Genomic DNA, 24,051 nt, shown 5'->3' on the forward strand with positions numbered 1-24,051 from the left:
CGAAATGTAGTAATAGTAACAGTTTAACATAAAGAAGACACTTCAAAAGCGCCATTCTCTAGTTTCATTTTGATTTTTTGGCATTGTTCTTTTACAGAATCAAGCTCAACAAATTATTTCGTACCAAAACTGCTGAATATCAATAGGCTAAGGTCTTTGCTTAGCCCCCTTCAATTCTGTCTTTTAGCTAGTTTTATCAATTTGTAGTTTCCTAAATAGCCGACGTGATTCCTCTGGGGTTCTAAAGTTTTAGCGCCACCTAATGCCGCTATATAGTAGTTGTCTTCCCCTTCAATCAAAACAAAGTTTACTTTAACAAAAACTGATTCCACCTTAACTCAACAACAGAGTAGACCAGCGCCTTTTATCCCGCCCTGTATTTTCAGATTCGCCTAATTATCATAGACGTGTGGAATATACAGCGCATAAAGTATTTACGCATAGCAGCAGTCTTTAGTTTCTAAGCTCCCTGCTCCCAACGTTGGGAAGGTATGCTTACAGTAACTTGCCTATGCTAAATAATAACCAAGATATTGGAGCATTGCTGTGCGTGGATGCTCTCCGCCCTAAGCGGACCGGAGGCGTGCGCTTTTGTATCAAGTCAAAAGATAGAAAAGACAAATAGTGAAGGAACACTAAAAACGAAAAGTCTCTTATCCTGCAAATCCAAATTAGAATTCCACCAATCCGCGGTCCGCCCTTTAGGAATTCTTTGCCAACTGAATTAAAGAGAAATGTATCTTCGTAAGGAACGATGCTTGCTTTTGGGAATGATAATCTTTAAACCCGAAAGTTAAAATCATGAAGAAATACAAGTCTGGCGTTTTGTTCGGAGAAGAACTGGAAGCGCTTTACAAAGATGCAAAAGCAAACGCCTTTGCATTACCTGCAGTAAACACTATTGGCACCAATAGTATCAATGCTACACTGGAAACAGCCGCAAAGGTCAACTCTCCTGTAATTATTCAGTTTTCAAATGGCGGCGCCCAGTTTATTGCTGGCAAAGGCATGCCCAACGACAACCTGCAAGGCAACATTTCTGGCGCTATATCAGGGGCCTTACACATTCACAATGTGGCAAAGTATTATGGTGTCCCAGTAGTGCTGCATACTGATCACGCTTCACATAAATGGTTGCCATGGATTAGCGGATTAATTGACGCTGGCGAGCAATATTTTAAAGAAAAAGGACAACCACTTTTCAGCTCACACATGCTGGATCTTTCAGAAGAACCAATTGAAGAAAACATTTCTACTTCAGTAGACTTCTACAAGAGAATGGCTCCCTTAAAAATGGGTATTGAGATTGAGTTAGGCGTAACAGGTGGTGAAGAAGATGGTGTAGATAATAGTGGCGTTGAAAATGAAAAGCTTTACACACAGCCTCATGAAGTAGCCTATGCGTATGAAGAGCTACGAAAAGTCGGCAACTTATTTACAGTGGCTGCAGCCTTTGGTAATGTGCACGGTGTATATAGCCCGGGCAATGTAGAGTTACGCCCCGAAATTTTGAAGAACAGCCAAGAATATATTCAAAAGAAATACAGTACAGACCCTCAACCTGTTTTCTTTGTTTTCCATGGCGGTAGTGGTTCGCCTCAACACCAGATCCGCGAAGCAATTAGCTATGGAGCTATCAAAATGAATATTGACACCGACCTGCAGTGGGCGTTCTGGGAAGGTATCCATGGTTATTATAAAAAGAACGAAGGCTATTTGCAGGGCCAACTGGGTAACCCCGAAGGTGAAGACAAACCCAATAAGAAATACTACGATCCTAGAGTTTGGCTGCGTAAAGCAGAAGAAAGCTTTAGTAAGCGCTTGGAAGTAGCATTTGAAGATCTTAATTGTATTAATAGAAACGCCTGATAATAAGAGCCCTGCTAACACAGGGCTCTTTCATTTTATGTCACCAGTACACATTATGTCAATGGTACACAGTTACTTTGCTAATATTTGGCATCTCCTATCTTTGCCGCACTAATTAAAAAACGATTGCTTTCTAAAACCTTACCATTATGCCAAAAAACATTTCTGAGTTATTGGGCGACAAGGCAGAGTATTTATTAAACCACCAATGCGAAACAATTAGCAAGAACAGCTTGCACTTACCTTCTCCAAATCATGTAGATGAAACCTGGATCAATTCTAACCGTAACAATCAGGTATTGCGCAACATGCAGGCTTTATTAAGTCATGGCCGTTTAGGTGGCACAGGCTATTGCAGCATCTTTCCTGTAGACCAGGGCATTGAACACAGTGGCGGTTCAGCATTTGCACCAAACCCCATCTATTTCGATCCAGAAAACATTATTAAACTGGCTGTTGAAGGCGGATGTAACGCAGTAGCTTCTACTTATGGTGTATTAGGCATTATGAGTCGTAAGTATGCGCATAAAATTCCGTTCATTGTAAAGATCAACCACAATGAGTTCTTAAGCATGCCTAACCGCTTTGACCAAACCATGTTTGGTACCATTAAAAGCGCATGGGATATGGGAGCAGTAGGTGTAGGTGCTACCATCTATTGGGGTTCTGCTGAAAGTGCTCGTCAACTTAAAGAAGTTGCTGAGGCTTTCGAATATGCTCATCAATTGGGTATGGTTACCATCTTGTGGTGCTACCTGCGCAATAACGCCTTTAAAGTAGATGGTGTTGACTATCATACAGCAGCCGATTTAACAGGCCAGGCCAACCATCTGGGTGTTACCCTGCAGGCCGATATCATCAAACAAAAATTACCAACCAACAATGGTGGTTACAATGCAACCAAGCATGGTAAAACCCATAAGCTGGTTTATGAAAAATTATCTTCTGATCACCCAATTGATCTGACACGTTACCAGGCATTAAACTGCTACAATGGTCGTATTGGCTTGATCAACAGTGGCGGTGAAAGTAAAGGTGAAAGTGATATGGTAGAGGCTGTAACCACAGCAGTTATCAACAAACGCGCAGGCGGTATGGGCTTGATTCTTGGCCGTAAAGCCTTCCAGCGTCCATTTGGCGATGGAGTAGAAATGCTGAATGCTATTCAGGATGTATACCTGGATGATTCTATCACTATTGCTTAATAAAGTAGTAAAGCACAATAAAGCCTCACTAACTAGTGAGGCTTTTTATTTGTTTCTTCTCCAATATTATTCCTCTATTTTCAAGCTAACAATTCATTCATTGTATAGCATATTATTTGCTCATTACGTATACTATGCCAATAGATAAACCATACGATGTTATTATAGTGGGTGCCGGTGCCGCAGGCCTCATGGCTGCTTGGGAGCTTATAGCAGCGGGTAAATCGGTATTAATACTTGAAGCCAGAAGCCGCTGTGGCGGTCGCATCCTAACTATAACAGATGACAATTTCCCTATACCAATAGAATTGGGTGCCGAGTTTGTACACGGCAATTTACCAACTACAAAAAAACTGGTAAAAAAAGCAGGAACTAAATGGCACAAAGTAAAAGGCAGCTTTTGGCAACATAGGCACGGGAGGCTGTTCCAAAGTGAAGAACAAATTCTTGGTAGTGATAAAGTATTGAATGCTTTGGATGAAGTAAAAGAAGACATACCCATCGCACAGTTTTTAAACACCTTCTTTCCGGAAGATGAGGAAATTAGAGAGGGGCTTAAAAGCTACGTTGAAGGCTACTATGCGGGCGATATAAACCGTGTCAGTACGTTTGCCCTGAAAGAAGAATTAGAAGAAAGTGATGACGAGGATTACCGCATTGAAGGTGGCTACAAAACAATCATAGACTATCTAGTCAAAGAAGTACAAGGTCAGGGATGCAAAATAATGCTGGACACCCCTGTTTTAGCTATCGAATGGAAACCAGGCGAAGTAATGGTTGCTACTAAAAACCAAACCTTTCAGTCAGAGATGGTTATTATTACCGCCCCGTTGGAAGTTTTACGGAATAATACCATAGCCTTCTTCCCTACCTTACCTCAATTACATGAAGCGTTAGACAGTTTAGGTTACGGACCAGCCATCAAAATTTTATTTTCCTTCAAGACAGCTTTTTGGGAAGAAAACAGTGAGTTAAAAGACCTATCCATGCTCTTTTCTGACGAAGTCATTCCAACCTGGTGGACGCAATTTCCCAAACAAGTACCGGTATTAGTTGGCTGGGCTGCTGGTGGCCAAGCTAAGGATTTAGTTCTTCTTGAAAAAGAAGAGTTGTGTGAAAAAGCACTTCATGCATTAGCAAACATTTTAAATGTTTCAGATGCATTCCTAAAAAAACAACTAAAAGGTTGGTGCCTTAACAATTGGAGTAAAAATCCATATACCCGTGGCGCATATTCTTACGATACGGTCAATGAAAACCAGTTTAAGAATACAATAAAGGCAGGTATAGACAATACGATTTTCTTTGCGGGTGAAGGTTGGTTTCATGGATTAGAACTTGGAACAGTAGAAGCTGCATTTAATAGTGGCAAAGAAACAGCGCAACACATTATAGCCCGCTCTAAAAAGAAAAACGGAAACTAAAGAATACACCAAATCGTTTCCCGGTATAAGTAGGTGAAATATTGCTTGGCAAGGCCCTCCAAACAAAGTCTACACGTAATACTCGGAATATATTATCAACCCCTGTTCCAAGCTCTAAATAGGTTTTACCATCTAGTGTTTGAAAAGGATGCTGACCTACAAAGTTCAGCTGTTTATTAGCATCAGATAGCCTACCCCACAAAGCCTTAGCTGTCCAGAACTGTCGAAAGCCAAATCTCCGCGTTGGCAATAAACGAAACAGGCCATTACCAAAGTTGTGTTCAAAATTGATCCCCGCATATTTATCATGAATAAACTCATAGCGGTTGATCATATTGTAAGCATAGCGGTTGTAATAATAAATTTCATTACCCGGTGCTATATCCAAAAAAACATAGGGTAAAGTACCAAACGTTTTCCCGGCAAACACATTGTAGTAAATACTACCAAAGGGTGGTATCTTTTTAAAATTGCTGACACCTACCATTATTTTATGATAATCATACGCACTATTATTAATACCACTTATTCCCTTTGTGTATTTGGCTTCTATTATAGGGTAAGGACTTCCCAAACTGGTGCGGTAAAAGGTATTTTCAAGAAACTTTTCCAAGTAGGCAAAACGTAATCTTACAGAAGCCTCAAACGTTGTTAGCGGATCAGCCTTAGATTGCGTAAACAATTCCTTCGATGGCAAGTTTTGAACGGGGTTATAGGCTTTATGCCTTCCAGAAAGCAGTACCGATAATCCACTATGCCATTCTTTAAACCCATCCAAACGATACTCTTCTAATTTGATATACTTGATTGGCACCCCATTTTTTCGGATGGCCAATGCAAATATGTTGTCAGAGCTGATCTCACCATAATAATTCTGCCCATAATCAAAGTCATTTACATAAGAGCCGTATAAATAGCTTCTCGGACTTCTATTCAATAAATACATGGCATCAAACTCACCCTTAAATTTCTGATCTTTAAAACCATAGGCGCCGTATCCATGAAACACTACCTTTTGACTAAACTTACTATTTGTAGCTAAATCAAAGCGCAGTCGCAAGCCTTCTACATAATTACCAGATATCCAATTCTGCCAAGGGCCAATTTGAAACTTATTAATATTATAATAGCCCGTACTAATAAAGTTGATCGTATTAGTAGCACGCTTAAAGGCTGGCAAACCCAACAGTGTATCTACCATCTTATAGATACCCTTTTCTGTAGCGCTTAAATCTTCATGGCGCGAGGCCTCCCAAAAAGTGTCAGTTTTCACCAATGCATCTTGGGGCAATACTGTTTCCTCAGTCTTTTTATTTTTTGCCAGTTCCCGCTCTACAGAAGGGTCATTGATTACAATATTCCTATAGGTTGTTGTCTTCCGCCCAATAAAGGATAAACCACTTTTGTTCAATGGGCTGATATCCACAACAAACTTATCTTTCGCTAAAAACCAGGTACTATCATTAATTAACTGGTACTCCTGAATAAGACTTATTTGATCAACAAAATTTACGTTAGCATCCTTACCTAAGCGAAGGTTTAATTTTTGAATAGCAAACGTACTATCGTGTACCCAACCATCACCTTCAAACGTATTTTCGCCTTTTCGTTTTGGAGCAAAAATGAAATGCACCAGGCGTCGGCCATTTACATATTGTGTATCAAGTACTTTATAATTATAATAATTATCGCCATTATCACTTAGTGGGCTTACAAACTGTCTGTCAAATACCGGGATAAAGTTGTTGTACACGTTCACCACTTGGTCCATTCCACCTAATAACCGCGCGGCACTTTCATTTTGAATGCCCAATGTTTTCACCCCTTTAAAAACTTCCCTTCGACGTACTGGCGATTTTTGATAGTAGTATTGGGAGATGGCTTCACTCATATAAGCCGGCAGTATAGGTACTCCGTCTGAAGTATCAATATTGTCAAAGATGAAGGAGAAGGGTTTCATAAATGGTGCATTCACCCATTTATCTTTCTTAATATTCTTAAGATCGAGTTCTAGCTTATTGTATAATTCATATGTGAAGTTGTCAAAACGAAACTGGTTATTCTTGGGTTTAAACTTTACCATTCGCTTCCAAAGCTGCAACCCTCTATTGACCTTTGCTTTCACTACTACACCAACATATATTTTACCTGGTATCAATTGAACCTGCAGCCGAATACTATCTTTTTTCAGAGTAGTGAAGTCAATTGGATAGTTGAAATCTTCATAGCCTACTGAAGTTATTTGTAGCGTATCGATTGTTTCTGCGGGTACTTCCAGATGAAATGCACCTGAAGAGTCAGCTAGTTTACCTATACCTGATTTTTTAAATCGAACTGAGGCAAAAGGAACAGGTTCTGCTGAGTGCTGATCAGTAACAATACCTGTAATTATTCTAGCTTGCGCCGCGGCCCATTGTGTAGCACTGAAAAATAAAAGGAACAAAAATATTGCACGTAATCTTTTCCGAAGCCCAGGCATCATATTGTAAAGTTACAGTTCAGTTAGTTCGGATATGTACAATAACAATACCTTAATATCAGATCAAATCTAGGTTTCTGGTATAATTTTTCTGTTATAGAACAGAAAATAGTGTGTTATGAAAGGTGCAAGATCTCAAAGAACCATGCAAAACAAACAGCAAGTTGGTCACCGCCCAACACCAGAAATAAGAGATAATCTGGATAGTCGTAAAAATGAGGAATACGATACTAAAGGCGATGATGTAACGCACGGTAAGAAACCAGTGCATTCTGATAACCAGATGCGTAAAGGAAAAAAGAAGCCGTAAGTAAGTACTGTTTTACTAGTAAGAAATTGATTTAATAAAAGCCCCTTTACGGGGCTTTTTTATAAGCATTCAAAAAACTATCTTGCTCAAAACATATAAAACTAACATGACTTGTGAAGAAATAATGCAACAATTGGAGGCTATGGGAACTGAAAGTTGCAAAAAAATATTTTTAAACCATGGGGCAAAAGAACCTCTCTTTGGAGTAAAAGTGGGTGATCTAAAAACCATTCAAAAAAAGATCAAAAAGAACCATGCACTGTCCTTGGAGCTCTACAGAACGGGTAATAGTGATGCGCAATACCTGGCAGGATTAATTGCCGATGAAAAGAAGATATCAAAAGAAGAATTACAGGAATGGGCCAACAATGCATCCTCCAATATACAGAGCGAATATACCGTTGCCTGGATTGCAGCAGAGAGTGCTTTTGGTAATGCACTTTCATTAGAATGGATTGATGCAAAAGAGCCTCAAGTACAAGTTTCAGGTTGGTCTACCTTATCCAATCTGGTAGGCATAAAAAAAGATGAGGAATTAGACCTGGCACATCTTCAACAACTTTTGCAACGTGTTACCTCTACAATACATACTGCCCCTAACAGGGTTCGTTATGCTATGAATAATTATGTGTTGGCTATAGGATGCCATGTAAAAAGCTTAACAGCGCAAGCCATTGAAGCAGGCAAAGTTATTGGCCAGGTAATGGTAGACATGGGTGGAACAGCCTGCAAAGTACCTTATGCGCCTGAGTATATTGAAAGGGCTGCTGCTAAAGGGAAAATAGGTAACAAAAAGAAAATGGCACGATGCTAAAATAGAAGGGAACGACTACTGTTAGTTAGTATTGTCGTTCCCGGTTTTCAACAATTTCACAGGCGTTTCAAGTCTGTGTAATTGAAGAGAAGGATGCTTGTAAAATCTTAGAAGTTAAAACAAACATCCATAAGTATAGTTACAAGGACTATGCCAAGAGGCAGGCGCACGCCCCCGGCCCCTAAAGGGGAGGGCCAGGCTAGTCAATGGTCATTAGTCAATAGTCATTGGCCAGCCCACAAAACCAGAAGATCAAACCTCTTATAATAAAAAAGCACTCCTTTAAGTGGAGTGTTTTTTCGTTAAACCTCTTGTCCTATTATTTATTGAAAATTGATCGTTGAGCATTGAGTATTGAACATTCCTTCACTTCTTCCTTCATTATTCCTTGTTCCTTGTTCGTTATTCTGCTCGGCCCTCCCCTTTAGGGACCGGGGGCGTGCGCTGGTTAGTTCGATTTCGTCAACGGCCTATATGGATTCTGATACCACATACCATCGATTTCCTTTACTATAGCTTCAATCTGACGGTCGGTTTCATCTCCCTGTATATCGTAGGGCTGTTTAAGACTACTACCAAAGAAGAATGCAACCGTTTGGTACATCCTGGCCGATAGACCACCTTTATACTCTTTAATGATCTCGTAGCAATCATTACCCGTTTGGCGGTTGATCAATTTCATTAAGATCTTACCTTGATAAACGGAAAGGTTACTTAGAGGATCAGCAAACTGCGTTTTTAATTCTTTCTCTCTTGATTTAATATAAGCCTTCCGGTCCGATTTAGAAGTAACACCCTCTAAGTGAGCTCTTACATCATTTAGCGTGGCACCAGCTGTACGTGCATAGGGATAGGTTACATATACAGCGTTTCGCAGACGGTTATATTTGGCTAACGCCTTAGCTAATTTATCGGGAGGAAGATTAGACACATAGGCCATTTCCAGCTCCTTATAAGGCATCAATTCACCCTCATAATTGATGACGCTAACGATAATAGTATCCTTAGCACCCCATTCAGGCTTTTGGGTGGATTGAGCAAATAGTGTATTACAAAAACACACTAAAAGGAACAGAAAAAAAACACGATATAGTACATTCAAACGCATACCTTATTTCGGACACCTTTTAGGAGACCATGAAACTACGGCAAACGCTGTATATAGGTGTATAGAAAAATCTAAATTTTCTGAAGTTTATTCCGATTTAACTGAACCCTACGAACTGTACTTACGGCAAAACCGGCCACCATTATGATTGTCCCAAGCCACAACAAATTGATCATAGGAAACTTATAGGCCTTTAAGGTCAGGTACTGCATTACAGAATCCGATTCTTTAACACCCACTTCTACCTTATTACCCTGTACTTTTTGTAATTGCAGCACCAAACCTTCTGCTGCTATCGTATCAGGAAAAGACATTAGGTTACCGCCCTTATTGATCAATAAGGGATCTACAGTATAAATAGACTCACTCTTGGCAAATACTTTTATTGTAGCAATGGAAGCACTATCCGTTGGAGACATGCCTGCCCCCGGAATATTGTCCCTAGAACTTACATTCTCCACCACAGCAAAACCTTTTGAATAGAAAAGCGTATCACCGATGTTTACGGTCTCAGTTTTAAAGGTGGATGTATCCTTTGTTTTATTTGGATCAGGCAAAGAGGTAATGTATGTAAATACATCATAACCTAAATGATGCTTGGCATCTGGATTGGCCATCAAGCCCTCATTACCCTTGTAATTAATAAATGCATTGGGTTTTAAAACAAAGACTTCATTGTTCTCCTTGTTTTCAAACTTCAGGTGATAATACCATAAAGGCTTCTTAGGATGCGCAGAGTCTTTTTCATACGTCACCCAATACTTACCCATATCGGTACGCAAGCCCTTTACAAGCGTAAGATTCTCACCTGGTTTTTCTTTACTATCCTTACCAAAATTGATAAAGATCCCGCTCGTATTAAACGAAATCGTTTCTTTTTTAGAAGATGAAATTAAAATACCCACCAACATCAATCCAAAGCCCAAGTGCGAAATAGAACCACCTGATACTTTTAATTTACCATTCAATCCTACCCAGATGTATGCTGAATTGGCAATAACAGCATAAACGCTACTTACTATTGCTAACCAGATAGCTCCTAAATAGCCAATACCATAAGTATTGTAATTAATGCCACCAAAGGCCAGTATCAACGATGCGATTACTACAGAAGCCAATGTCGGCCATAATAAGTTGCGCCAAACAAACTTGCTACTGGTGTTCTTATACTTTAAGAATTGTGTAAAGGCTGTAAGAATACCAAGGATAATGGCAACAAAAATCTGGATACGGTTATAAGCAAATACGGTATCCTCGCTAAAGGCTAATGGTTTGAACACTTCAGTTCCTCTGCCCACAAACAAACCTGCTATTTTGTTGAATACAGGCAAGGAGGTCATGCAAATAATGGTAACCGCCGATAAGAATAACACCAATGAACCGATAAACATCCAAAACTCACGGCTGGAAGTTTCTTCTTCCTTAGCAATATGTGGCAACAGCTTGAAACGCTTAATATATAGCACCAATGAAGGCAACAGAAACGCCAACACAAATGCACGTAAATGCCATTTAGTGATTCCCTCGCCGGTAAACGCATGTACAGATGTTTCCTGCAGATCTCCGCTACGTGTCAGGTAGGTTGAGTATAAAACCAGTAATAGCGATAAAAGGATGAACAAAAATGTAGAACGCAGTGAATGTCCGGTATGCTTATATATCAGCATGGTATGGATACCGGCAACCAAAACTAACCAAGGCACCAGTGACGCATTCTCTACCGGATCCCAAGCCCAATAACCACCAAAGTTTAGCGATTCGTAAGCCCAGGCAGCGCCCATCATAATTCCCAATCCTAATACACCAGCTGCAAATAAGGCCCAAGGCAAAGCAGAACGAATCCAGCCACTATAATCCTTTGTCCATAAACCAGCAATGGCATAAGCAAATGGGAATAATACAGAGGCAAATCCAAGGAATAATACCGGGGGTGGATCACCATCCAGTAGTTCTGCAATAATGGGTTAAGGTCGTTACCGTCTTGTACTAAGGATAAATAATCAGGACGGGAGAAAATTGGTGCAACTAATTCATTACGTAATAGGGTAAATGGATTAGAACCAACCTTTTGTCCAAAGAAAGTGAACCCAACAATCATGGTAGCTAAGCAGAGCTGCATAAAACTAACCACTGTCATTACTGGTGCTTCCCATTGCTTCTCCTTTTTAATAACAACTAAGCCCAATATACAATGCCAGAAGCTCCACAGAAGAAAACTACCTTCCTGTCCTTCCCAGAAACAGCTCAGCAAGTACTTCATTTCCAGTGCCTTACTACTATGCTGCCAAGCATATTTATACTCAAAAAGATGGTTACTGATAATATAAAATAGAATAGCAAATATGCTAACTACAGAAACCGCTTCAGCTACAAAAAAAATGCGGGCTAATTGACGCCAGCGCAGTTTATCAGCTTCCTCTTTATGAGTTGTGCTAAAATAATAGCTTACCGTTGCTGCCAATGAGGCTACGAAAGAAAGCAGTACGAAAAAATGTCCCAGTTTTCCGGGAAAGAGGTGTTCACCTATAAAGTCCATTCTACGTTAGTATTTGTATTCAGTTTGGTCAGATGCTCCAGTTGGTAAATTCTTTTGCGCTTGTTGCATATCATCCTTGTACTTAGAAGGACATTTCATTTGCAGTTTAGTACACTCAAAATGACCATCGCGCATATATCCGTTAAGATCAATGCCTTCACTACGTTCAATATCAGTAGGTTTTGCATTGTTATATAATACTTTAGTACGTTTCCCATCTTGGTCAAACGCATAAAAAACAGTCTTATTAGGGTCTTTTACCTGATCATATTCAACAGGTGCGGTTTTATCCAACTTAACCTTTACTACTACAAATTGCTCTTTTTTGCTGGCAGCAGAAGCAAAGGTCTCATAAGTAGTTAAGTCCTTGATAAAGAACGACATACCGACAATTCCTGCAATAACAAGAACTAGAAGGATGATGTGTATTTTTTTCATAATGGTATATCTGCTGTGCAAAGGTATATCAATTGAGGTTTGCTCCTCTTTAACAAGAGAGCATTTTAATCTTTATATAATGTTTTCACAAAACAATAAGTCATATAGAACTGCTTTGGACGCTATTAAAGTCCATTCACGTTGACCTTTACTCCTTGCTTTCTGGTCGATTAAACAACTATATCCAATCTATGATGTCTCGTATATTTCTCGTCTCTATTAAGGGCGAGATATATACGAGACATATACGAGTTATAAATGAGATATTGCAGGTTGAAGGGCTTATTGAAGAGCCTCTTGCTTTATCACCGGGAACTGAAAACTTGCAACTATATAGTCTTCTAACCAGTTTTTTAACCTTTATATAAATACACGATTTTGCTACCCGGTCAAACGGGAGTAACTTGCACCGCTTTTAAAAAGCGTCAAATATGACAGATCTTTCCGCTTTTGACCCTAATGGTTTAGGAAACCCGAACAATAACATCTTTGGTCTTCCCTTTTCGGAAGAAGATGCCCGTTTAGTTATCATTCCAGTTCCTTGGGAGGTTACAGTGAGCTTTGGCTCCGGTACAGCCCGGGCCTCTGAGCAAATTATGCGTGCATCATTGCAGGTAGATCTTTTTGATCCCGATGTACCAGACGGTTGGAGACAGGGCTTTTACATGAGAGAAACCGATAAAAAGATCCTATTGAAGAGCGACTACCTCCGTAAGGAAGCAGAGCTCTATATAGACTATATTGCCAATGGCGACCTGGTAGAGCAAAACCAGTTCATGTGTAAAACCTTGAAAGAGGTTAATGAAGGCAGCCACTTTCTAAACAACTGGGTCTATCATCAAACTAAGTCCTTACTGGATCAAGGTAAACTGGTAGCCATGTTGGGTGGAGACCATAGCACGCCTCTTGGCTTTTTCAAGGCTATTGCCGAAAAACATGGCGATTTTGGTATTCTGCAGATAGATGCGCATTGCGACCTTAGAGAAGCTTATGAAGGCTTTGTATATTCTCATGCCAGCATTATGTATAATGCTTTGAAAGAAATTCCACAGCTGCGAAAACTGGTTCAAGCTGGAATCCGCGACTACTCTCAGGGAGAATTGGAATTTATCCGGGAAAATCAAGACCGGGTTAAAACCTATTTTGACCGCGATATTCGCTACCGCCAATATGAAGGGGAAACTTTTAAGCAGATTACCGATGATATTATCAGCCAACTGCCTGACAAAGTATATATCTCTTTTGATATTGATGGTTTAGATCCTAAACTGGCGCCCAATACAGGTACACCAGTACAGGGTGGATTTGAAACAGACCAGGTGTTTTACATTTTCAACAAACTGCATCAATCAGGAAAACAGATCATTGGATTTGATCTGAATGAAGTGAGTACAAGTGAATCAGGTTGGGATGCAAACGTTGGAGCCCGCGTCCTATTTAAATTGTGTAACTTACTAGTAGCCAGTAACCCAGCATAATTATGCATAAGCTAGCAGTAAAAATTGAAGGTATTGAACGGCGAAAGAGTAGTACAGGATTACTGCACATAATTGCAGGCTTCTTTCTGTTCATGAATGGCGTTACCTATTTACGCCAGATGAATTTTGAGAAGATAGGCCTGGTACTGCCTTTTTTCCTGGTAGCAACTAGCAGCCTGCTTTATGGCTTTTTCAGAAAGCGGTTTGACCCAGGCGCTCAATTGAATCACTGGATACGACTACTGCAGTTTTTGGCTTTTACCACTTTGTTTATAGTGTTTTTAGGTTTTTCTCAAACACCGCAGATTATTGGTTTACTGTTATGGGCAATAATAACGTTGTTCCTTATGTTCACGGAAAGAAAAGTGTTTCATGATGCTTATCTCCAAGTGAAAACAGATGGCATACATGTGCCAGGATATCTAAGGACCAATGTCATTCCATGGGGACTGATTGAGAGCTTTATTGTTCGTACAGATTATGTAACCATTCTGAGAAGAGATCAGAAATATGTGCAATTAGAAGTCTTGCATGATCTTGGCAAACAGGAAATTGAAGTTATTAACCATTTTAGTAAACAACATATTGATCAATTTGCGCCCAGCGTGGTGCTTCCTTAAAATAACTACGTGTCATTAACTCCATACATATTATACTCAGACGGGAAAGGAAACATTTTTGAAGACACATCGCTCTACGTAGTAGGGCGTAGTGGCTGGGATGCAATGCCTATTCCGGAAGATCATTGGATTGAACTGCCACAAGGCGGTAATTTATATGAGCTACCAGGCCGTAGAGGAATTGGTATTGATGTAAAGACGGGTGAAATGCGCCTTTGTGAAAAAGGCTGGGCAGTTGCGGCTTTTATTCCGCCTGCACATACCGGCTTTTTTATAGCAGCATTTGAAACAGCACCTGACGCTCCTACTCTTCCTTTGTTTTGCTACACAGCAGTAGGTTGGCACGATGATAAGTTTTATGTACCGGCAGTTCGTATTGAGGAAGATATCCGCCAAGAGTGTGGAGGCTTTGATGAAAACAAAGTAAAGGCTGGTGTAGAGAAGCTTATGGATGCCTATCCACACAATCGATTAGTTGCTCACTTAGCCAACAATTGCGCACTCACTTACCAGTGTCCGGCTGCCCGCAACTATTTCATTGGCCGTTGGGAATGTCCCATTCCAGCTTCACCAGCTTGTAACGCCAACTGTGTTGGTTGTATCTCTTTCCAACCAGAAGAGGAAAGCATAGTATCAACACAAGATCGCTTAACATTTAAGCCTAGCGTGGAAGAGATCGTTGAGTATACGGTACCACACCTGGAAAGCGCACCCTATCCTATCGTAAGCTTTGGCCAGGGTTGTGAAGGCGAGCCACTGTTGATGTGGGAAACCATTCGTAAAGCTATTATTGAAATACGCAAGCATACTCCTAACGGTAGTATCAATATTAACACGAACGGCTCAAAACCAGATGCAGTAAAAGCCTTGTGTGAGGCAGGTTTAGACAGTATTCGTGTAAGTACCAATTCAGCGCGCAGAGAAATCTACATGCCGTATTACCGCCCTAACAACTATGAGTTTGAAGATATTATTGAGAGCTTAAAGATTGTTGATAGTTATGGCGGCTGGACATCGATAAACTATTTTGTATTTCCTGGAATGACTGATCGTGTTGAAGAGTATGAAGCCTTACGACAGCTCATCAAAGACACCAACCTGAAAATGATCCAATGGCGCAATTTTAATATTGACCCTGATTGGTATTTAGGAAAAATTGGGGTTGCCGATAGCGGTGAGATCATTGGCGTTAAGCAAATGCAAGAGCTGATCCAGGAAGAATTCCCTAACTTGAAGTTTGGCTATTATAACCCTCCAATGGAACGGATAAAAGGGAACTATAATAAAGATTTTGCCCACTAAAAAAGTGAACTAAACAATAAAGCCCCGCTAGTAGCGGGGCTTTTGCTTGTAAGAAAGTATGATTATTGAACCACTAATTGTCCTCTGATTTCACCACCTGGATTTGCAGCGGTGTGTATATTGTAGTACAACGCTTGTGATAGCGCCTGGCTTTCCTGCTGATCAGTTAACGTGGCAGTACTTGTAACTGTTCCTGATGCGCCAGCACCTGTAGGTAATGGAATAGCAATTAAAACACCTGCTGCTGTATTTCTATCCGCAGGTCCATGAAAGTGGGCTGCTGTAGGCGCGCCAGAAAGGCCAGTCCAAGTTATCGTATAGTTCAGGATGTTAGTATTGGGATCATAAGTACCAGATATAGTAGCAGTTGCGTTTGTTGTTACAGGAGTAGGTCGCTCTTTAGCACCAGTTGCTTGTTCTCCTGTAATTCTTAATGTTGATGCCTGTTTATCATCTTGAAATCCAAGGTCACTTTGACAAGATATTACTGTAAAACTTGCAAAAGTTGCCAGCAGCAAAAAAGGCCGACTAATTATTTTTACGAGCATGGTTAGGTATTTTAAGGTTAGAAATAGTGGAGCATATTTCGTACCATTAAGTTAATACGCTTTTCTTGCAATCCGGTTGCCTAATCTGCCACATAATTAAAACAATGACCAAAAAGATCATTATTGTTGGTGCTACTTCAGGAATTGGTAAAGAAATGGCTTTACTCTATTTACAGCAAGGTCATCAGGTAGGTATTACAGGACGGCGTCAGCAATTGTTACTTGAAATACAGAATAGTTATCCGCAGCAAACCTTTATAGAATCATTTGATGTTCGGGATACGAATGTGACGCTTTATCTGGACAAACTAAACCTGGCAATGAATGGATTTGATATCCTTATTTATAATGCTGGTGTAGGCCACCCTTCCAAAGAGCTGGATGCAGCCAAAGAAAAAGAAACCACGCTTATCAATGTAAATGGTTTTGTTGCAATTGCCGATTATGCGTTTAATTACTTTAGAGAACGGGGGTATGGTCAACTAGTTGTAATATCCTCAATAGCTGGACTAACCGGCAGCAGTTGGGCGCCAGCCTATAGTGCTTCAAAAGCTTTCATGAGTAAATATGCGCAAAGCCTAAACATGAAAGCCTATGCGCTGCAAGCCAATATTAAAGTCACTGATATTAGGCCAGGCTTCATAAACACAAAAGAAGCAGATGGCTATAAGAGATTTTGGGCAGCCACTTCTCTTAAAGCCGCAAATCAAATCATTAGAGCTATTGAGAGCAAGAAACGTGTAGCCTATATTACCAAACGCTGGTGGTTAATAGCTATGTTGCTAAAGGTTTCGCCTTACTGGCTGTATAAGCGCTTTTTATAATTGTTAAAAGTATTGTAACAAGCTTTGTCTATAAGGCAATTTATCTAACTTTTCCACCGTTTTACAGTCAAACCAAGAACAAATACATTTGTATGAACAATACGATCACTATGTCTGCTGAATTTGAAAGACAAAAAAATGTCAAAGCAACGGCTATCACCTTTGGGATAGCAGGCGCCTTGGTATTGTTGTTCATATTGATTAAATGGCCGCTACCTACTGTAGAACCCATACCTGTACAGGAATTTATTGAAGTGAATTTAGGCAACAGTGATGTTGGATCTGGAGACGATCAACCCATGTTACCGGGTATGCCAGCTCCTTCAGAGCAACAAGCCTATACGCCTCCTACCCCTGTTCAATCTCACGTTTCGGATGCTAAAGCTGTAGAAACAGATGATCGGCCAGAGAATGATGCACCTGCTGTAAAAACGCCTACTGTCTCAAAGCCAAACGCAACTCGTATTGATAATGACAATAAAGTAGAAAAACAACGCCTAATCCTGCTCCTGTAGTAGCCCAAGCACCTCCTAAACCCAAAGCTGTTTTAGGAAGAACTGTTGGAGGCAATGGTAATGGAGGCAATGGTGCTGACACGTACAAGCCTGGAACGGGTGAAGGTACTGGTAACGGAGAAGGCGATCAGGGTCGTGTTGGCGGAAGCCCGAATGGACGTGATTATACAGGAACACCCAGCAACTTTGGTGTGCGCGTCATGAACATACCGCAACAAAGTTTTGAAGAAGACTTTGACAATAATGCCACAATAGCCATGGAAGTAGTAGCTGATGCCAATGGCAAAGTAACTTCTGCCACCTATACTTCTAAAGGCTCTACAGGAACTGCTACGCCTAGAATGAAAGAGATTGCACGCGACCTGGCATTCAAATTAAAGATTGGGCCAGCAGATGGCGTTCAGAAAGGCGTTGTAAAATTTAATTTCAGAGTAAAATAATCATTCAGTCATCCCACTTACTTTTGTGACCGCGATGACGTACAACCAAACTATTGAATATCTTTTTACAAAGCTGCCAATGTTTAGCCGCATTGGCAGTGCTGCATTTAAGAAGGACCTTACCAATATTAAAATACTCTGCGATCATTTAGGCAATCCTGAGCGTCAGTTCAAAAGCATTCATATTGGTGGCACAAATGGAAAAGGCTCTACCAGTCATATGCTAGCATCGGTATTACAAACAGCCGGATATAAAACGGGTTTATACACCTCTCCTCACTTATACGATTTCCGCGAGCGCATTAAGATTGATGGCCAACTGGTACCAGAAGACTTTGTTATTGCCTTTGTAGAGCAAATAAAGCCACTGGTTGATGATGTACAGCCTTCCTTTTTTGAAATTACGGTAGCAATGGCTTTTAGCTATTTTGCTCAGCAGAAGGTAGATGTAGCCGTTATAGAGGTAGGCTTAGGTGGCCGCTTAGACAGTACGAATATTATCCATCCAGAGGTTTCTGTCATTACCAATATTGGCTGGGACCATATGAATATTCTGGGTGATACTTTAAAGCAAATAGCTATTGAAAAAGCAGGTATCATTAAACCTGCAACCTCTGTAGTTATAGGAGAAAAAAATAAAACTACCAGTCCAGTTTTTCAACAAATAGCCGCCAATCAAAAAGCACCAATATTCTATTCTCAAGATCGTTATGCGGTTTACTCTTATAAGCTACAAGTGTCTACTCTGGAAGTAACAGTAGCTGATTTGAGTAATGGCTTAGAAACAACCTATATAACCGACCTGCCGGGTATTTATCAAACAAAAAACATTTGCACCGTTCTACAAACAATTGAAGTATTAAGAGAAAAAGGATTTGCCATTAATACTGATAGTATTCACTCAGGGCTTCAAAATGTACAGAAAATTACGGGGCTTGGTGGTAGATGGGAAGTGCTCAAACAGAAACCAACTGTGGTCTTAGAGGTAGCCCATAATGAAGATGGACTACAGCAGATGATAGCTCACTTAAAAGCTTTATCCTTTCATCAGCTTCACTTGATATATGGAATGGTAAAAGATAAAGAAGCAGATAAAGTACTAAAACTACTACCAAAAGAAGCACAATACTATTTCACACAAGCCCATATACCCAGAGCGCTGCCTGCAGCAGAACTCAAAGAAGTGGCTAGTAACTACGGATTACAAGGCAATACTTATGAACATGTAAATACAGCTTTACATGCGGCGTTACAAACAGCAAAAGAAGATGACCTCATTATTGTTTGCGGTAGTATCTTCCTGGTAGCGGAAGTAGATAAGCACGCGTTATAAGCGCATCTCTCCCAGCTTGATCAACCCATACATGATACAGTTAACATGCAAACTTTGCATGATAGTGTTTTGAAGCAAAAAAGCTTTCACTTCGGCTATAGAATGAAACAACACTTCCACATCTTCTGTATCATCTAATTGTTGTTCTGCCACTTTTCTACCACCTGTAGCTAAAAACATATGTGTAAAGTTGGTTGTAGTAGCTGGATTTGCACATATCTTACCTAGATAATGGTACTGCTCAAACTCATAACCGGTTTCTTCCAATAACTCTCTTCGACAAGCCTCCTCAGGGGTTTCTCCTTCATCAATTACGCCCCCGGGAACTTCAATACCTACCTGTCCTAAAGCATGACGGTATTGTTTTACTAAAACTACTTTATTGTCTTCGGTTAGTGCTAAGACATTTACCCAATCTGGATATTCTAAAACGTAGTAACCCGAAATAACTTTACCATTTGGTAATTCACAGGTATCCTTTCGAACAGTCAACCAATTATCCTTATGCAAATAAGTAGACGCTAATACTTTCCAGGTCATAAGATTTGAGATTTGAAGTTTAAGATTTGATATTATCTATCCTTAAACTTCTGTCCTTTATAATCAGACTTGTTTAGATAACTGATAAAGCCTGCAATTTTGCTTGCTAACTCTTCGTATTCTTTGATAAGGTTTGTGGCAACTTCCAGCCCGATGTATTTAAAGTCAATTGCCCTATATAATTGAGATCCTACTTCACCTGCAGAACCTTTTGAGAAGGATAGAAAGTTAAAAAATTCTAATTGACTCCCTCTCTCGAACCCTTCTGCAATGTTATCCATTACAGAACCTGCAGCAGCTCTGATCTGACTACAAAAACGAAAGTCCTTTGCAAAAGGTTCAGGTTGTGTAAGCCCATAAACCTTTAATGACAAAGCACGAGCATCCTGCCATATTTGTAAATCCTCAAAGCGTTTGATGGTAGCCATAATTTCAAACCTCAAATTTCAAATCCTAACTCCACCCTTTCTGCTCACGCAGACTTGTAATATGTGCGGTATGGTGCCGGCTATGCCATGCATACATACCCAATAAATACCATAGGGTCATTGTTTTTTTACTTTCCGGGTGATAAACAGTCCGCTGCCAATCAGCATCTGTAAAGAATTTCAGGAACTCGTACCAGCGTTGGTGCAAGGCAAACAATAAGGTAAGCGAAATATTGATGGGTAAATTCTCTACGTCTTTCGTTATGGCCCACAGCTTTTCTTCATAAGGCTTAATCGTTGGATCCACCTCTGTAAACCCTAACTTAAATCGGATATACGCATTCATATGACTATCAGCCACATGATGAACTAGCTGATGCACCGTCCAGCCTCCTTCCCGGTAAGGCGTTTGCAATTGCTGTTCATCCAGATTGACCACTGCATTTTCTAATGCCTGTGGCAAAAAACGGATATCAGCCAGCCATTGTTCTTTCTGTTCTTCAGAAAATGGCCTTGGTTCATATTGCCCTACCGGGTAGCGAGGATCTGTTTGCATTTGTATGAATTAGTCTAAAACTTTGATCAATTCTACATCAAATACCAATGTAGCACCACCAGGTATACCAGCTCCGGCACCTCTATCACCATACCCAAGATTAGAAGGTATCCATAAACGCCACTTACTTCCTTCACTCATCATAGGCAACACAATCTGCCAGCCTTGGATTAACTGGTTTACACGTGCCTCAAACGGTTGCCCTCTTTTATAAGAAGAGTCAAACTCTTTTCCATCCAACAATGCGCCAGCATAATGCGCTCTAACCATAGAGTTCACTCGAGGTTTAGCCCCAGTGCCTTCTTGCAATACCGCGTACTGCAAACCTTCTGGTAATTCAGTTATGCCTTCTTTGGTTTTATTAGTGGCCAGGAAGGCCGCACCTTCTTCTTTCTGTTTATTGATTTTATCCATCATAGCTTTCTGTAATTTTTCTTGCAGATTCATAAATCAATTTATTCTTCTTGTAAAGAATGTCCGGTTAATGAAATAAACACATCTTCCAGGTTGGCTTTTTTTACCTCTTTAGGTCGCTCAAAACCTGTAGATACCAAATCATCAATTAGTTTATCGGGCGTAGCCAATGCTACAATCTTACCTGCATTCATAATGGCTACCCTATCACACAAGTACTCGGCTTCATCCATATAATGTGTAGTAATAATTACCGTTGTACCAGCTTTACGTATCTCACGTATCAATTCCCACAAATTACGCCTCGCCTGCGGATCTAGTCCTGTTGTTGGTTCATCTAAGAAAATAACCTTTGGCTGATTGATCAAAGTGGTAGCTACAGAAAAACGTTGCTTTTGGCCACCACTCAACTCTTTTACTTTTGCCTTTGTCTTATCTGTAAGGTTTACTTTCTTCAATAGTTCCATGGCATCAACCTTTCGATTGTATAAACCTGAGAATAATTCAATTAGCTCCAACAGGTTTAAACTTGGATAAAAACCACTGGTTTGCAGTTGCACCCCAATAATTTTCTTTATCTCATTGGGCGACTGATCCAAGTCAATGCCATCTACAAAGACCTTACCTTGAGACTTATCACGTAAGGTTTCAATGATCTCCAGTGTCGTGGATTTGCCAGCGCCATTAGGACCTAAGAGGCCAAAGATCTCACCCTCATATACTTCAAACGAGATGCCTTTGACCGCTTCAAAACTTCCGTAACTCTTTTTAAATCCTTTACCGAAATGATTACCTTATTCATGCCTGAACAGTTGAAGCAACAGTAGTTGTACAACTTTCCAATTCATCCATCATTTGGCTGCTACCTACAAAAAACGGAGAACGCTGATGCAATTCGGAAGGCTCAATATCTAAAATAGGTTGTATACCATTCGTAGCTCTTCCTCCTGCTACTTCTACGATAAAGGCAAATGGATTACACTCGTATAACAAACGCAGCTTACCCTTTGGCTTATCAATTGTACCAGGGTACATGAAAATGCCTCCTTTAATCAGGTTGCGGTGAACATCGGCAACCATGCTACCTATATAGCGTTGGGTATAAGGTCCGCCATTATCTTTTGTCTTGTTTTGACACAAATTGATATACTTCTTCACCCCATCTTCCAGTTGGAAGAAGTTGCCATGATTAACAGAGTAAATCTTTCCAGAGTCTGGACATTTAAGATTTGGATGACTTAAGCAAAATTCACCAATAGATGGATCTAGGGTAAAGCCATTCACTCCACGACGAGTAGCATATACCAACATGGTGGAAGAACCATAGATCACATAACCAGCAGCAACCTGATTTCTACCTTTTTGCAGGAAGTCTTCTTTAGTTACAGGAGTGCCTTTAGGAGAAATACGTCTGTATACAGAGAAAATAGTTCCAATAGAAACGTTCACATCAATATTGCCGCTGCCATCTAATGGGTCAAAAAGACAAACATATTTTGATTGATTACTTACATCGTCATCAAAGGCTACAAAATCATCCAACTCTTCTGAAGCTATACCAGCACAGCTTACACCGCGCTGCAACACACCCATAAACTGGTTATTAGCATAAACATCCAGCTTTTTCACCTCTTCGCCCTGCACGTTTACCGTACCGGCATCACCTAAGATGTCTACTAACCCAGCTTTATTTACTTCTACATTAACGCGCTTTGCAGCTAGGCCTATATCCCGCAACAAGGAACTAAGTTCACCGGTTGCATGGGGCAAATTGCGAAGTGATTGGATAGTAAATTCGTCTAGGGTTAAAACTGTACGATTAATAGAGCTCATTTTGAGTGTGGTTTATAATATATTGGCAAAAGTAAGGGTATTAATATCGTGTACAAGGTAGCTAAACAGGCAATTTCGCTACCAATGCTCCTACTTTTTATGAGGAGTTTTATTTATAGATATCCTAGTCTTTTACTATACTTTTAAAATTATCTTGTTTCGTTTATTAAATTTATAGCCCCTATTTAAATACAATTATGAAACAAAACCTCTTACTGCTTATTCTTATTTTACCTGTTTTGTCATTTGCTCAAGAACTGAAACTGGTGAGAAATAAACTTTCATACTCTTTAACTGAAAACTATTATGTTCTGTGGAGTAACAAAAAAGTAAAACATGGATCCTATAAAGTTGTTGATGACAAAAACAGGGTGCTTGTAAAAGGGAATTATAACAATGCCGTAAAAGACGGTATATGGGAATACTATAATGACAATGGCACGCTGACTCAGAAATACGACTTTTCGAATAGCTTACTCCTGCAATTTTCTGGCGACTCCCTCTCTATTGTAAAATCCAGTTATGAACTTTTCAACAAACCCCAAAAAGATGATGTAATCGACGTTCCTTATAAAATAGGGGGAGATTTTTATCTTTTAAGTCTCTTATACAGCCAGAAGAACATTCCACAAGATATAGTAAAAGACAAACTCAACGTTGTAATGACCTATATTCTAACAATCTCTGAGAAAGGTAAATTAGAAGATTGGACCGCAATATATAAAGGGGAGTATTTTGATCAAACAGTTCATGAGTCTGTTAAAAACTTACCTGCCGATGCTTATGAATTCAATCCAGCAATGGTAAATAATGTGCCCGTAAAGAGTAAACTGATTTATACCGTTAACCTGAATTATGACATGATTCAAGTACCACGTATGAACTATATTGTAACACAGAAAAATTAATACTTCAGAAATAGCGGCACGATCAAGCATTAAAGACTTGATCGTGCCGCTATTCACAATTTTAATAAGTAAGATTGACTATTAAGCAATTCAGGCAAATAAGCAAATACTACAATCTTCTTCCTTTAT

General features: G+C 39.9%; 25 protein-coding genes. 13 read left to right on the forward strand and 12 right to left on the reverse strand.

Annotated elements, in window-relative coordinates; all coding sequences use genetic code 11:
- Positions 1-801 precede the first annotated feature (801 nt).
- The 3 genes from fbaA to SY85_RS04495 all read left to right on the forward strand — a co-directional run bounded on the left by fbaA (position 802) and on the right by SY85_RS04495 (position 4,498).
- On the forward strand, positions 802-1,869 hold the full coding sequence (fbaA, locus tag SY85_RS04485; RefSeq protein ID WP_066401995.1) for a class II fructose-bisphosphate aldolase: 1,068 nt from the start codon (positions 802-804) through the stop codon (positions 1,867-1,869).
- Positions 1,870-2,018: 149 nt separating this feature from the next.
- Complete coding sequence (locus SY85_RS04490) at positions 2,019-3,074, forward strand: class I fructose-bisphosphate aldolase (protein WP_066401996.1); 1,056 nt, start codon at positions 2,019-2,021, stop codon at positions 3,072-3,074.
- Between the two features lie 134 nt (positions 3,075-3,208).
- On the forward strand, positions 3,209-4,498 hold the full coding sequence (locus SY85_RS04495) for a flavin monoamine oxidase family protein (protein ID WP_148661115.1): 1,290 nt from the start codon (positions 3,209-3,211) through the stop codon (positions 4,496-4,498).
- Here the strand turns inward: SY85_RS04495 and SY85_RS04500 are convergent.
- Positions 4,476-6,980: a DUF5686 family protein gene (locus SY85_RS04500; RefSeq protein ID WP_226999005.1), complete on the reverse strand. Its 2,505-nt coding sequence runs from the start codon at positions 6,978-6,980 to the stop codon at positions 4,476-4,478. The genes SY85_RS04495 and SY85_RS04500 overlap by 23 nt on opposite strands.
- Positions 6,981-7,095: 115 nt before the next feature.
- On the opposite strand from SY85_RS04500, the gene SY85_RS04505 reads away from it, so the two are divergent.
- Positions 7,096-7,287 (forward strand): hypothetical protein, encoded by a 192-nt coding sequence (locus SY85_RS04505; protein ID WP_066401998.1) that lies wholly within the window; start codon positions 7,096-7,098, stop codon positions 7,285-7,287.
- Positions 7,288-7,393: 106 nt separating this feature from the next.
- Positions 7,394-8,101: a DNA alkylation repair protein gene (locus SY85_RS04510; protein WP_066401999.1), complete on the forward strand. Its 708-nt coding sequence runs from the start codon at positions 7,394-7,396 to the stop codon at positions 8,099-8,101.
- A 448-nt stretch (positions 8,102-8,549) separates the two neighbouring features.
- On the opposite strand, the gene SY85_RS04515 is transcribed toward SY85_RS04510, so the two are convergent.
- The 4 genes from SY85_RS04515 to SY85_RS04525 all read right to left on the reverse strand — a co-directional run bounded on the left by SY85_RS04515 (position 8,550) and on the right by SY85_RS04525 (position 12,183).
- Positions 8,550-9,209, reverse strand: coding sequence for a DUF4294 domain-containing protein (locus SY85_RS04515; RefSeq protein WP_082886297.1), 660 nt, complete (start codon positions 9,207-9,209; stop codon positions 8,550-8,552).
- Between the two features lie 71 nt (positions 9,210-9,280).
- The gene (gene ccsA / locus SY85_RS04520; RefSeq protein ID WP_226999086.1) at positions 9,281-11,086 is read right to left on the reverse strand and encodes a cytochrome c biogenesis protein CcsA; all 1,806 of its coding nucleotides are present in this window, start codon (positions 11,084-11,086) and stop codon (positions 9,281-9,283) included.
- Positions 11,005-11,745, reverse strand: a complete 741-nt coding sequence (locus SY85_RS25875; RefSeq protein ID WP_226999006.1) for a heme lyase CcmF/NrfE family subunit — start codon at positions 11,743-11,745, stop codon at positions 11,005-11,007. Before SY85_RS25875 ends, ccsA begins: the two co-directional genes overlap by 82 nt.
- Positions 11,746-11,751: 6 nt before the next feature.
- Positions 11,752-12,183, reverse strand: coding sequence for a cytochrome c maturation protein CcmE domain-containing protein (locus tag SY85_RS04525; protein ID WP_066402000.1), 432 nt, complete (start codon positions 12,181-12,183; stop codon positions 11,752-11,754).
- 431 nt (positions 12,184-12,614) lie between these two features.
- Between SY85_RS04525 and SY85_RS04530 the strand changes: the two genes are divergently transcribed.
- Genes SY85_RS04530 through SY85_RS04540 form a run of 3 tightly spaced genes read left to right on the forward strand, consistent with a single transcriptional unit; the run spans position 12,615 to position 15,583 of the window.
- Positions 12,615-13,661: an agmatinase family protein gene (locus tag SY85_RS04530; RefSeq protein WP_066402001.1), complete on the forward strand. Its 1,047-nt coding sequence runs from the start codon at positions 12,615-12,617 to the stop codon at positions 13,659-13,661.
- A gap of 2 nt (positions 13,662-13,663) precedes the next feature.
- Positions 13,664-14,281: a hypothetical protein gene (locus SY85_RS04535; RefSeq protein ID WP_066402002.1), complete on the forward strand. Its 618-nt coding sequence runs from the start codon at positions 13,664-13,666 to the stop codon at positions 14,279-14,281.
- Positions 14,282-14,290: 9 nt separating this feature from the next.
- Positions 14,291-15,583, forward strand: a complete 1,293-nt coding sequence (locus SY85_RS04540; RefSeq protein ID WP_066402003.1) for a radical SAM family protein — start codon at positions 14,291-14,293, stop codon at positions 15,581-15,583.
- A 62-nt stretch (positions 15,584-15,645) separates the two neighbouring features.
- On the opposite strand, the gene SY85_RS04545 is transcribed toward SY85_RS04540, so the two are convergent.
- Positions 15,646-16,131, reverse strand: a complete 486-nt coding sequence (locus SY85_RS04545) for a CHRD domain-containing protein (RefSeq protein ID WP_066402004.1) — start codon at positions 16,129-16,131, stop codon at positions 15,646-15,648.
- A 104-nt stretch (positions 16,132-16,235) separates the two neighbouring features.
- On the opposite strand from SY85_RS04545, the gene SY85_RS04550 reads away from it, so the two are divergent.
- The 4 genes from SY85_RS04550 (at position 16,236) to SY85_RS04565 (ending at position 19,243) form a co-directional block, all read left to right on the forward strand.
- Complete coding sequence (locus tag SY85_RS04550) at positions 16,236-16,955, forward strand: SDR family NAD(P)-dependent oxidoreductase (RefSeq protein WP_066402005.1); 720 nt, start codon at positions 16,236-16,238, stop codon at positions 16,953-16,955.
- A 92-nt stretch (positions 16,956-17,047) separates the two neighbouring features.
- Positions 17,048-17,470 (forward strand): hypothetical protein, encoded by a 423-nt coding sequence (locus SY85_RS04555; protein WP_066402006.1) that lies wholly within the window; start codon positions 17,048-17,050, stop codon positions 17,468-17,470.
- Positions 17,471-17,670: 200 nt separating this feature from the next.
- Positions 17,671-17,910 carry a hypothetical protein gene (locus SY85_RS04560; RefSeq protein ID WP_066402007.1) on the forward strand — a complete coding sequence of 80 codons (240 nt, stop codon included), beginning with the start codon at positions 17,671-17,673 and terminating at the stop codon, positions 17,908-17,910.
- Between the two features lie 34 nt (positions 17,911-17,944).
- On the forward strand, positions 17,945-19,243 hold the full coding sequence (locus tag SY85_RS04565; RefSeq protein ID WP_066402008.1) for a bifunctional folylpolyglutamate synthase/dihydrofolate synthase: 1,299 nt from the start codon (positions 17,945-17,947) through the stop codon (positions 19,241-19,243).
- Here the strand turns inward: SY85_RS04565 and SY85_RS04570 are convergent.
- The 6 genes from SY85_RS04570 to fbp all read right to left on the reverse strand — a co-directional run bounded on the left by SY85_RS04570 (position 19,238) and on the right by fbp (position 23,014).
- The gene (locus tag SY85_RS04570) at positions 19,238-19,783 is read right to left on the reverse strand and encodes an NUDIX hydrolase (protein WP_066402009.1); all 546 of its coding nucleotides are present in this window, start codon (positions 19,781-19,783) and stop codon (positions 19,238-19,240) included. The genes SY85_RS04565 and SY85_RS04570 overlap by 6 nt on opposite strands.
- A 32-nt stretch (positions 19,784-19,815) precedes the next feature.
- Positions 19,816-20,211 carry a four helix bundle protein gene (locus tag SY85_RS04575; protein WP_066402010.1) on the reverse strand — a complete coding sequence of 132 codons (396 nt, stop codon included), beginning with the start codon at positions 20,209-20,211 and terminating at the stop codon, positions 19,816-19,818.
- Between the two features lie 25 nt (positions 20,212-20,236).
- Complete coding sequence (locus tag SY85_RS04580) at positions 20,237-20,767, reverse strand: YfiT family bacillithiol transferase (protein WP_066402011.1); 531 nt, start codon at positions 20,765-20,767, stop codon at positions 20,237-20,239.
- Between the two features lie 9 nt (positions 20,768-20,776).
- Positions 20,777-21,214, reverse strand: coding sequence for an FKBP-type peptidyl-prolyl cis-trans isomerase (locus SY85_RS04585; protein WP_066402012.1), 438 nt, complete (start codon positions 21,212-21,214; stop codon positions 20,777-20,779).
- A gap of 8 nt (positions 21,215-21,222) precedes the next feature.
- Positions 21,223-21,915, reverse strand: coding sequence for an ABC transporter ATP-binding protein (locus SY85_RS04590; RefSeq protein WP_099459370.1), 693 nt, complete (start codon positions 21,913-21,915; stop codon positions 21,223-21,225).
- 64 nt (positions 21,916-21,979) lie between these two features.
- Positions 21,980-23,014: a class 1 fructose-bisphosphatase gene (gene fbp, locus SY85_RS04595; protein ID WP_066402013.1), complete on the reverse strand. Its 1,035-nt coding sequence runs from the start codon at positions 23,012-23,014 to the stop codon at positions 21,980-21,982.
- Positions 23,015-23,211: 197 nt separating this feature from the next.
- Between fbp and SY85_RS04600 the strand changes: the two genes are divergently transcribed.
- Entirely contained in the window at positions 23,212-23,922 is a 711-nt protein-coding gene (locus SY85_RS04600) for a toxin-antitoxin system YwqK family antitoxin (RefSeq protein ID WP_066402014.1), read from the forward strand.
- Positions 23,923-24,051 lie beyond the last annotated feature (129 nt).

It is taken from the genome of Flavisolibacter tropicus, from assembly GCF_001644645.1.
GTDB lineage: Bacteria > Bacteroidota > Bacteroidia > Chitinophagales > Chitinophagaceae > Flavisolibacter > Flavisolibacter tropicus.

Coding starts and splice junctions, on each gene's coding strand:
- fbaA (WP_066401995.1), top strand. CDS start 802: ATGAAGAAATACAAGTCTGGCGTTTTGTTCGGAGAAGAACTGGAAGCG.
- SY85_RS04490 (WP_066401996.1), top strand. CDS start 2,019: ATGCCAAAAAACATTTCTGAGTTATTGGGCGACAAGGCAGAGTATTTA.
- SY85_RS04495 (WP_148661115.1), top strand. CDS start 3,209: ATGCCAATAGATAAACCATACGATGTTATTATAGTGGGTGCCGGTGCC.
- SY85_RS04500 (WP_226999005.1), bottom strand. CDS start 6,980: ATGATGCCTGGGCTTCGGAAAAGATTACGTGCAATATTTTTGTTCCTT.
- SY85_RS04505 (WP_066401998.1), top strand. CDS start 7,096: ATGAAAGGTGCAAGATCTCAAAGAACCATGCAAAACAAACAGCAAGTT.
- SY85_RS04510 (WP_066401999.1), top strand. CDS start 7,394: ATGACTTGTGAAGAAATAATGCAACAATTGGAGGCTATGGGAACTGAA.
- SY85_RS04515 (WP_082886297.1), bottom strand. CDS start 9,209: ATGCGTTTGAATGTACTATATCGTGTTTTTTTTCTGTTCCTTTTAGTG.
- SY85_RS25875 (WP_226999006.1), bottom strand. CDS start 11,745: ATGGACTTTATAGGTGAACACCTCTTTCCCGGAAAACTGGGACATTTT.
- SY85_RS04525 (WP_066402000.1), bottom strand. CDS start 12,183: ATGAAAAAAATACACATCATCCTTCTAGTTCTTGTTATTGCAGGAATT.
- SY85_RS04530 (WP_066402001.1), top strand. CDS start 12,615: ATGACAGATCTTTCCGCTTTTGACCCTAATGGTTTAGGAAACCCGAAC.
- SY85_RS04535 (WP_066402002.1), top strand. CDS start 13,664: ATGCATAAGCTAGCAGTAAAAATTGAAGGTATTGAACGGCGAAAGAGT.
- SY85_RS04545 (WP_066402004.1), bottom strand. CDS start 16,131: ATGCTCGTAAAAATAATTAGTCGGCCTTTTTTGCTGCTGGCAACTTTT.
- SY85_RS04550 (WP_066402005.1), top strand. CDS start 16,236: ATGACCAAAAAGATCATTATTGTTGGTGCTACTTCAGGAATTGGTAAA.
- SY85_RS04555 (WP_066402006.1), top strand. CDS start 17,048: ATGAACAATACGATCACTATGTCTGCTGAATTTGAAAGACAAAAAAAT.
- SY85_RS04560 (WP_066402007.1), top strand. CDS start 17,671: ATGAACATACCGCAACAAAGTTTTGAAGAAGACTTTGACAATAATGCC.
- SY85_RS04565 (WP_066402008.1), top strand. CDS start 17,945: ATGACGTACAACCAAACTATTGAATATCTTTTTACAAAGCTGCCAATG.
- SY85_RS04570 (WP_066402009.1), bottom strand. CDS start 19,783: ATGACCTGGAAAGTATTAGCGTCTACTTATTTGCATAAGGATAATTGG.
- SY85_RS04575 (WP_066402010.1), bottom strand. CDS start 20,211: ATGGCTACCATCAAACGCTTTGAGGATTTACAAATATGGCAGGATGCT.
- SY85_RS04580 (WP_066402011.1), bottom strand. CDS start 20,767: ATGCAAACAGATCCTCGCTACCCGGTAGGGCAATATGAACCAAGGCCA.
- SY85_RS04585 (WP_066402012.1), bottom strand. CDS start 21,214: ATGAATCTGCAAGAAAAATTACAGAAAGCTATGATGGATAAAATCAAT.
- fbp (WP_066402013.1), bottom strand. CDS start 23,014: ATGAGCTCTATTAATCGTACAGTTTTAACCCTAGACGAATTTACTATC.
- SY85_RS04600 (WP_066402014.1), top strand. CDS start 23,212: ATGAAACAAAACCTCTTACTGCTTATTCTTATTTTACCTGTTTTGTCA.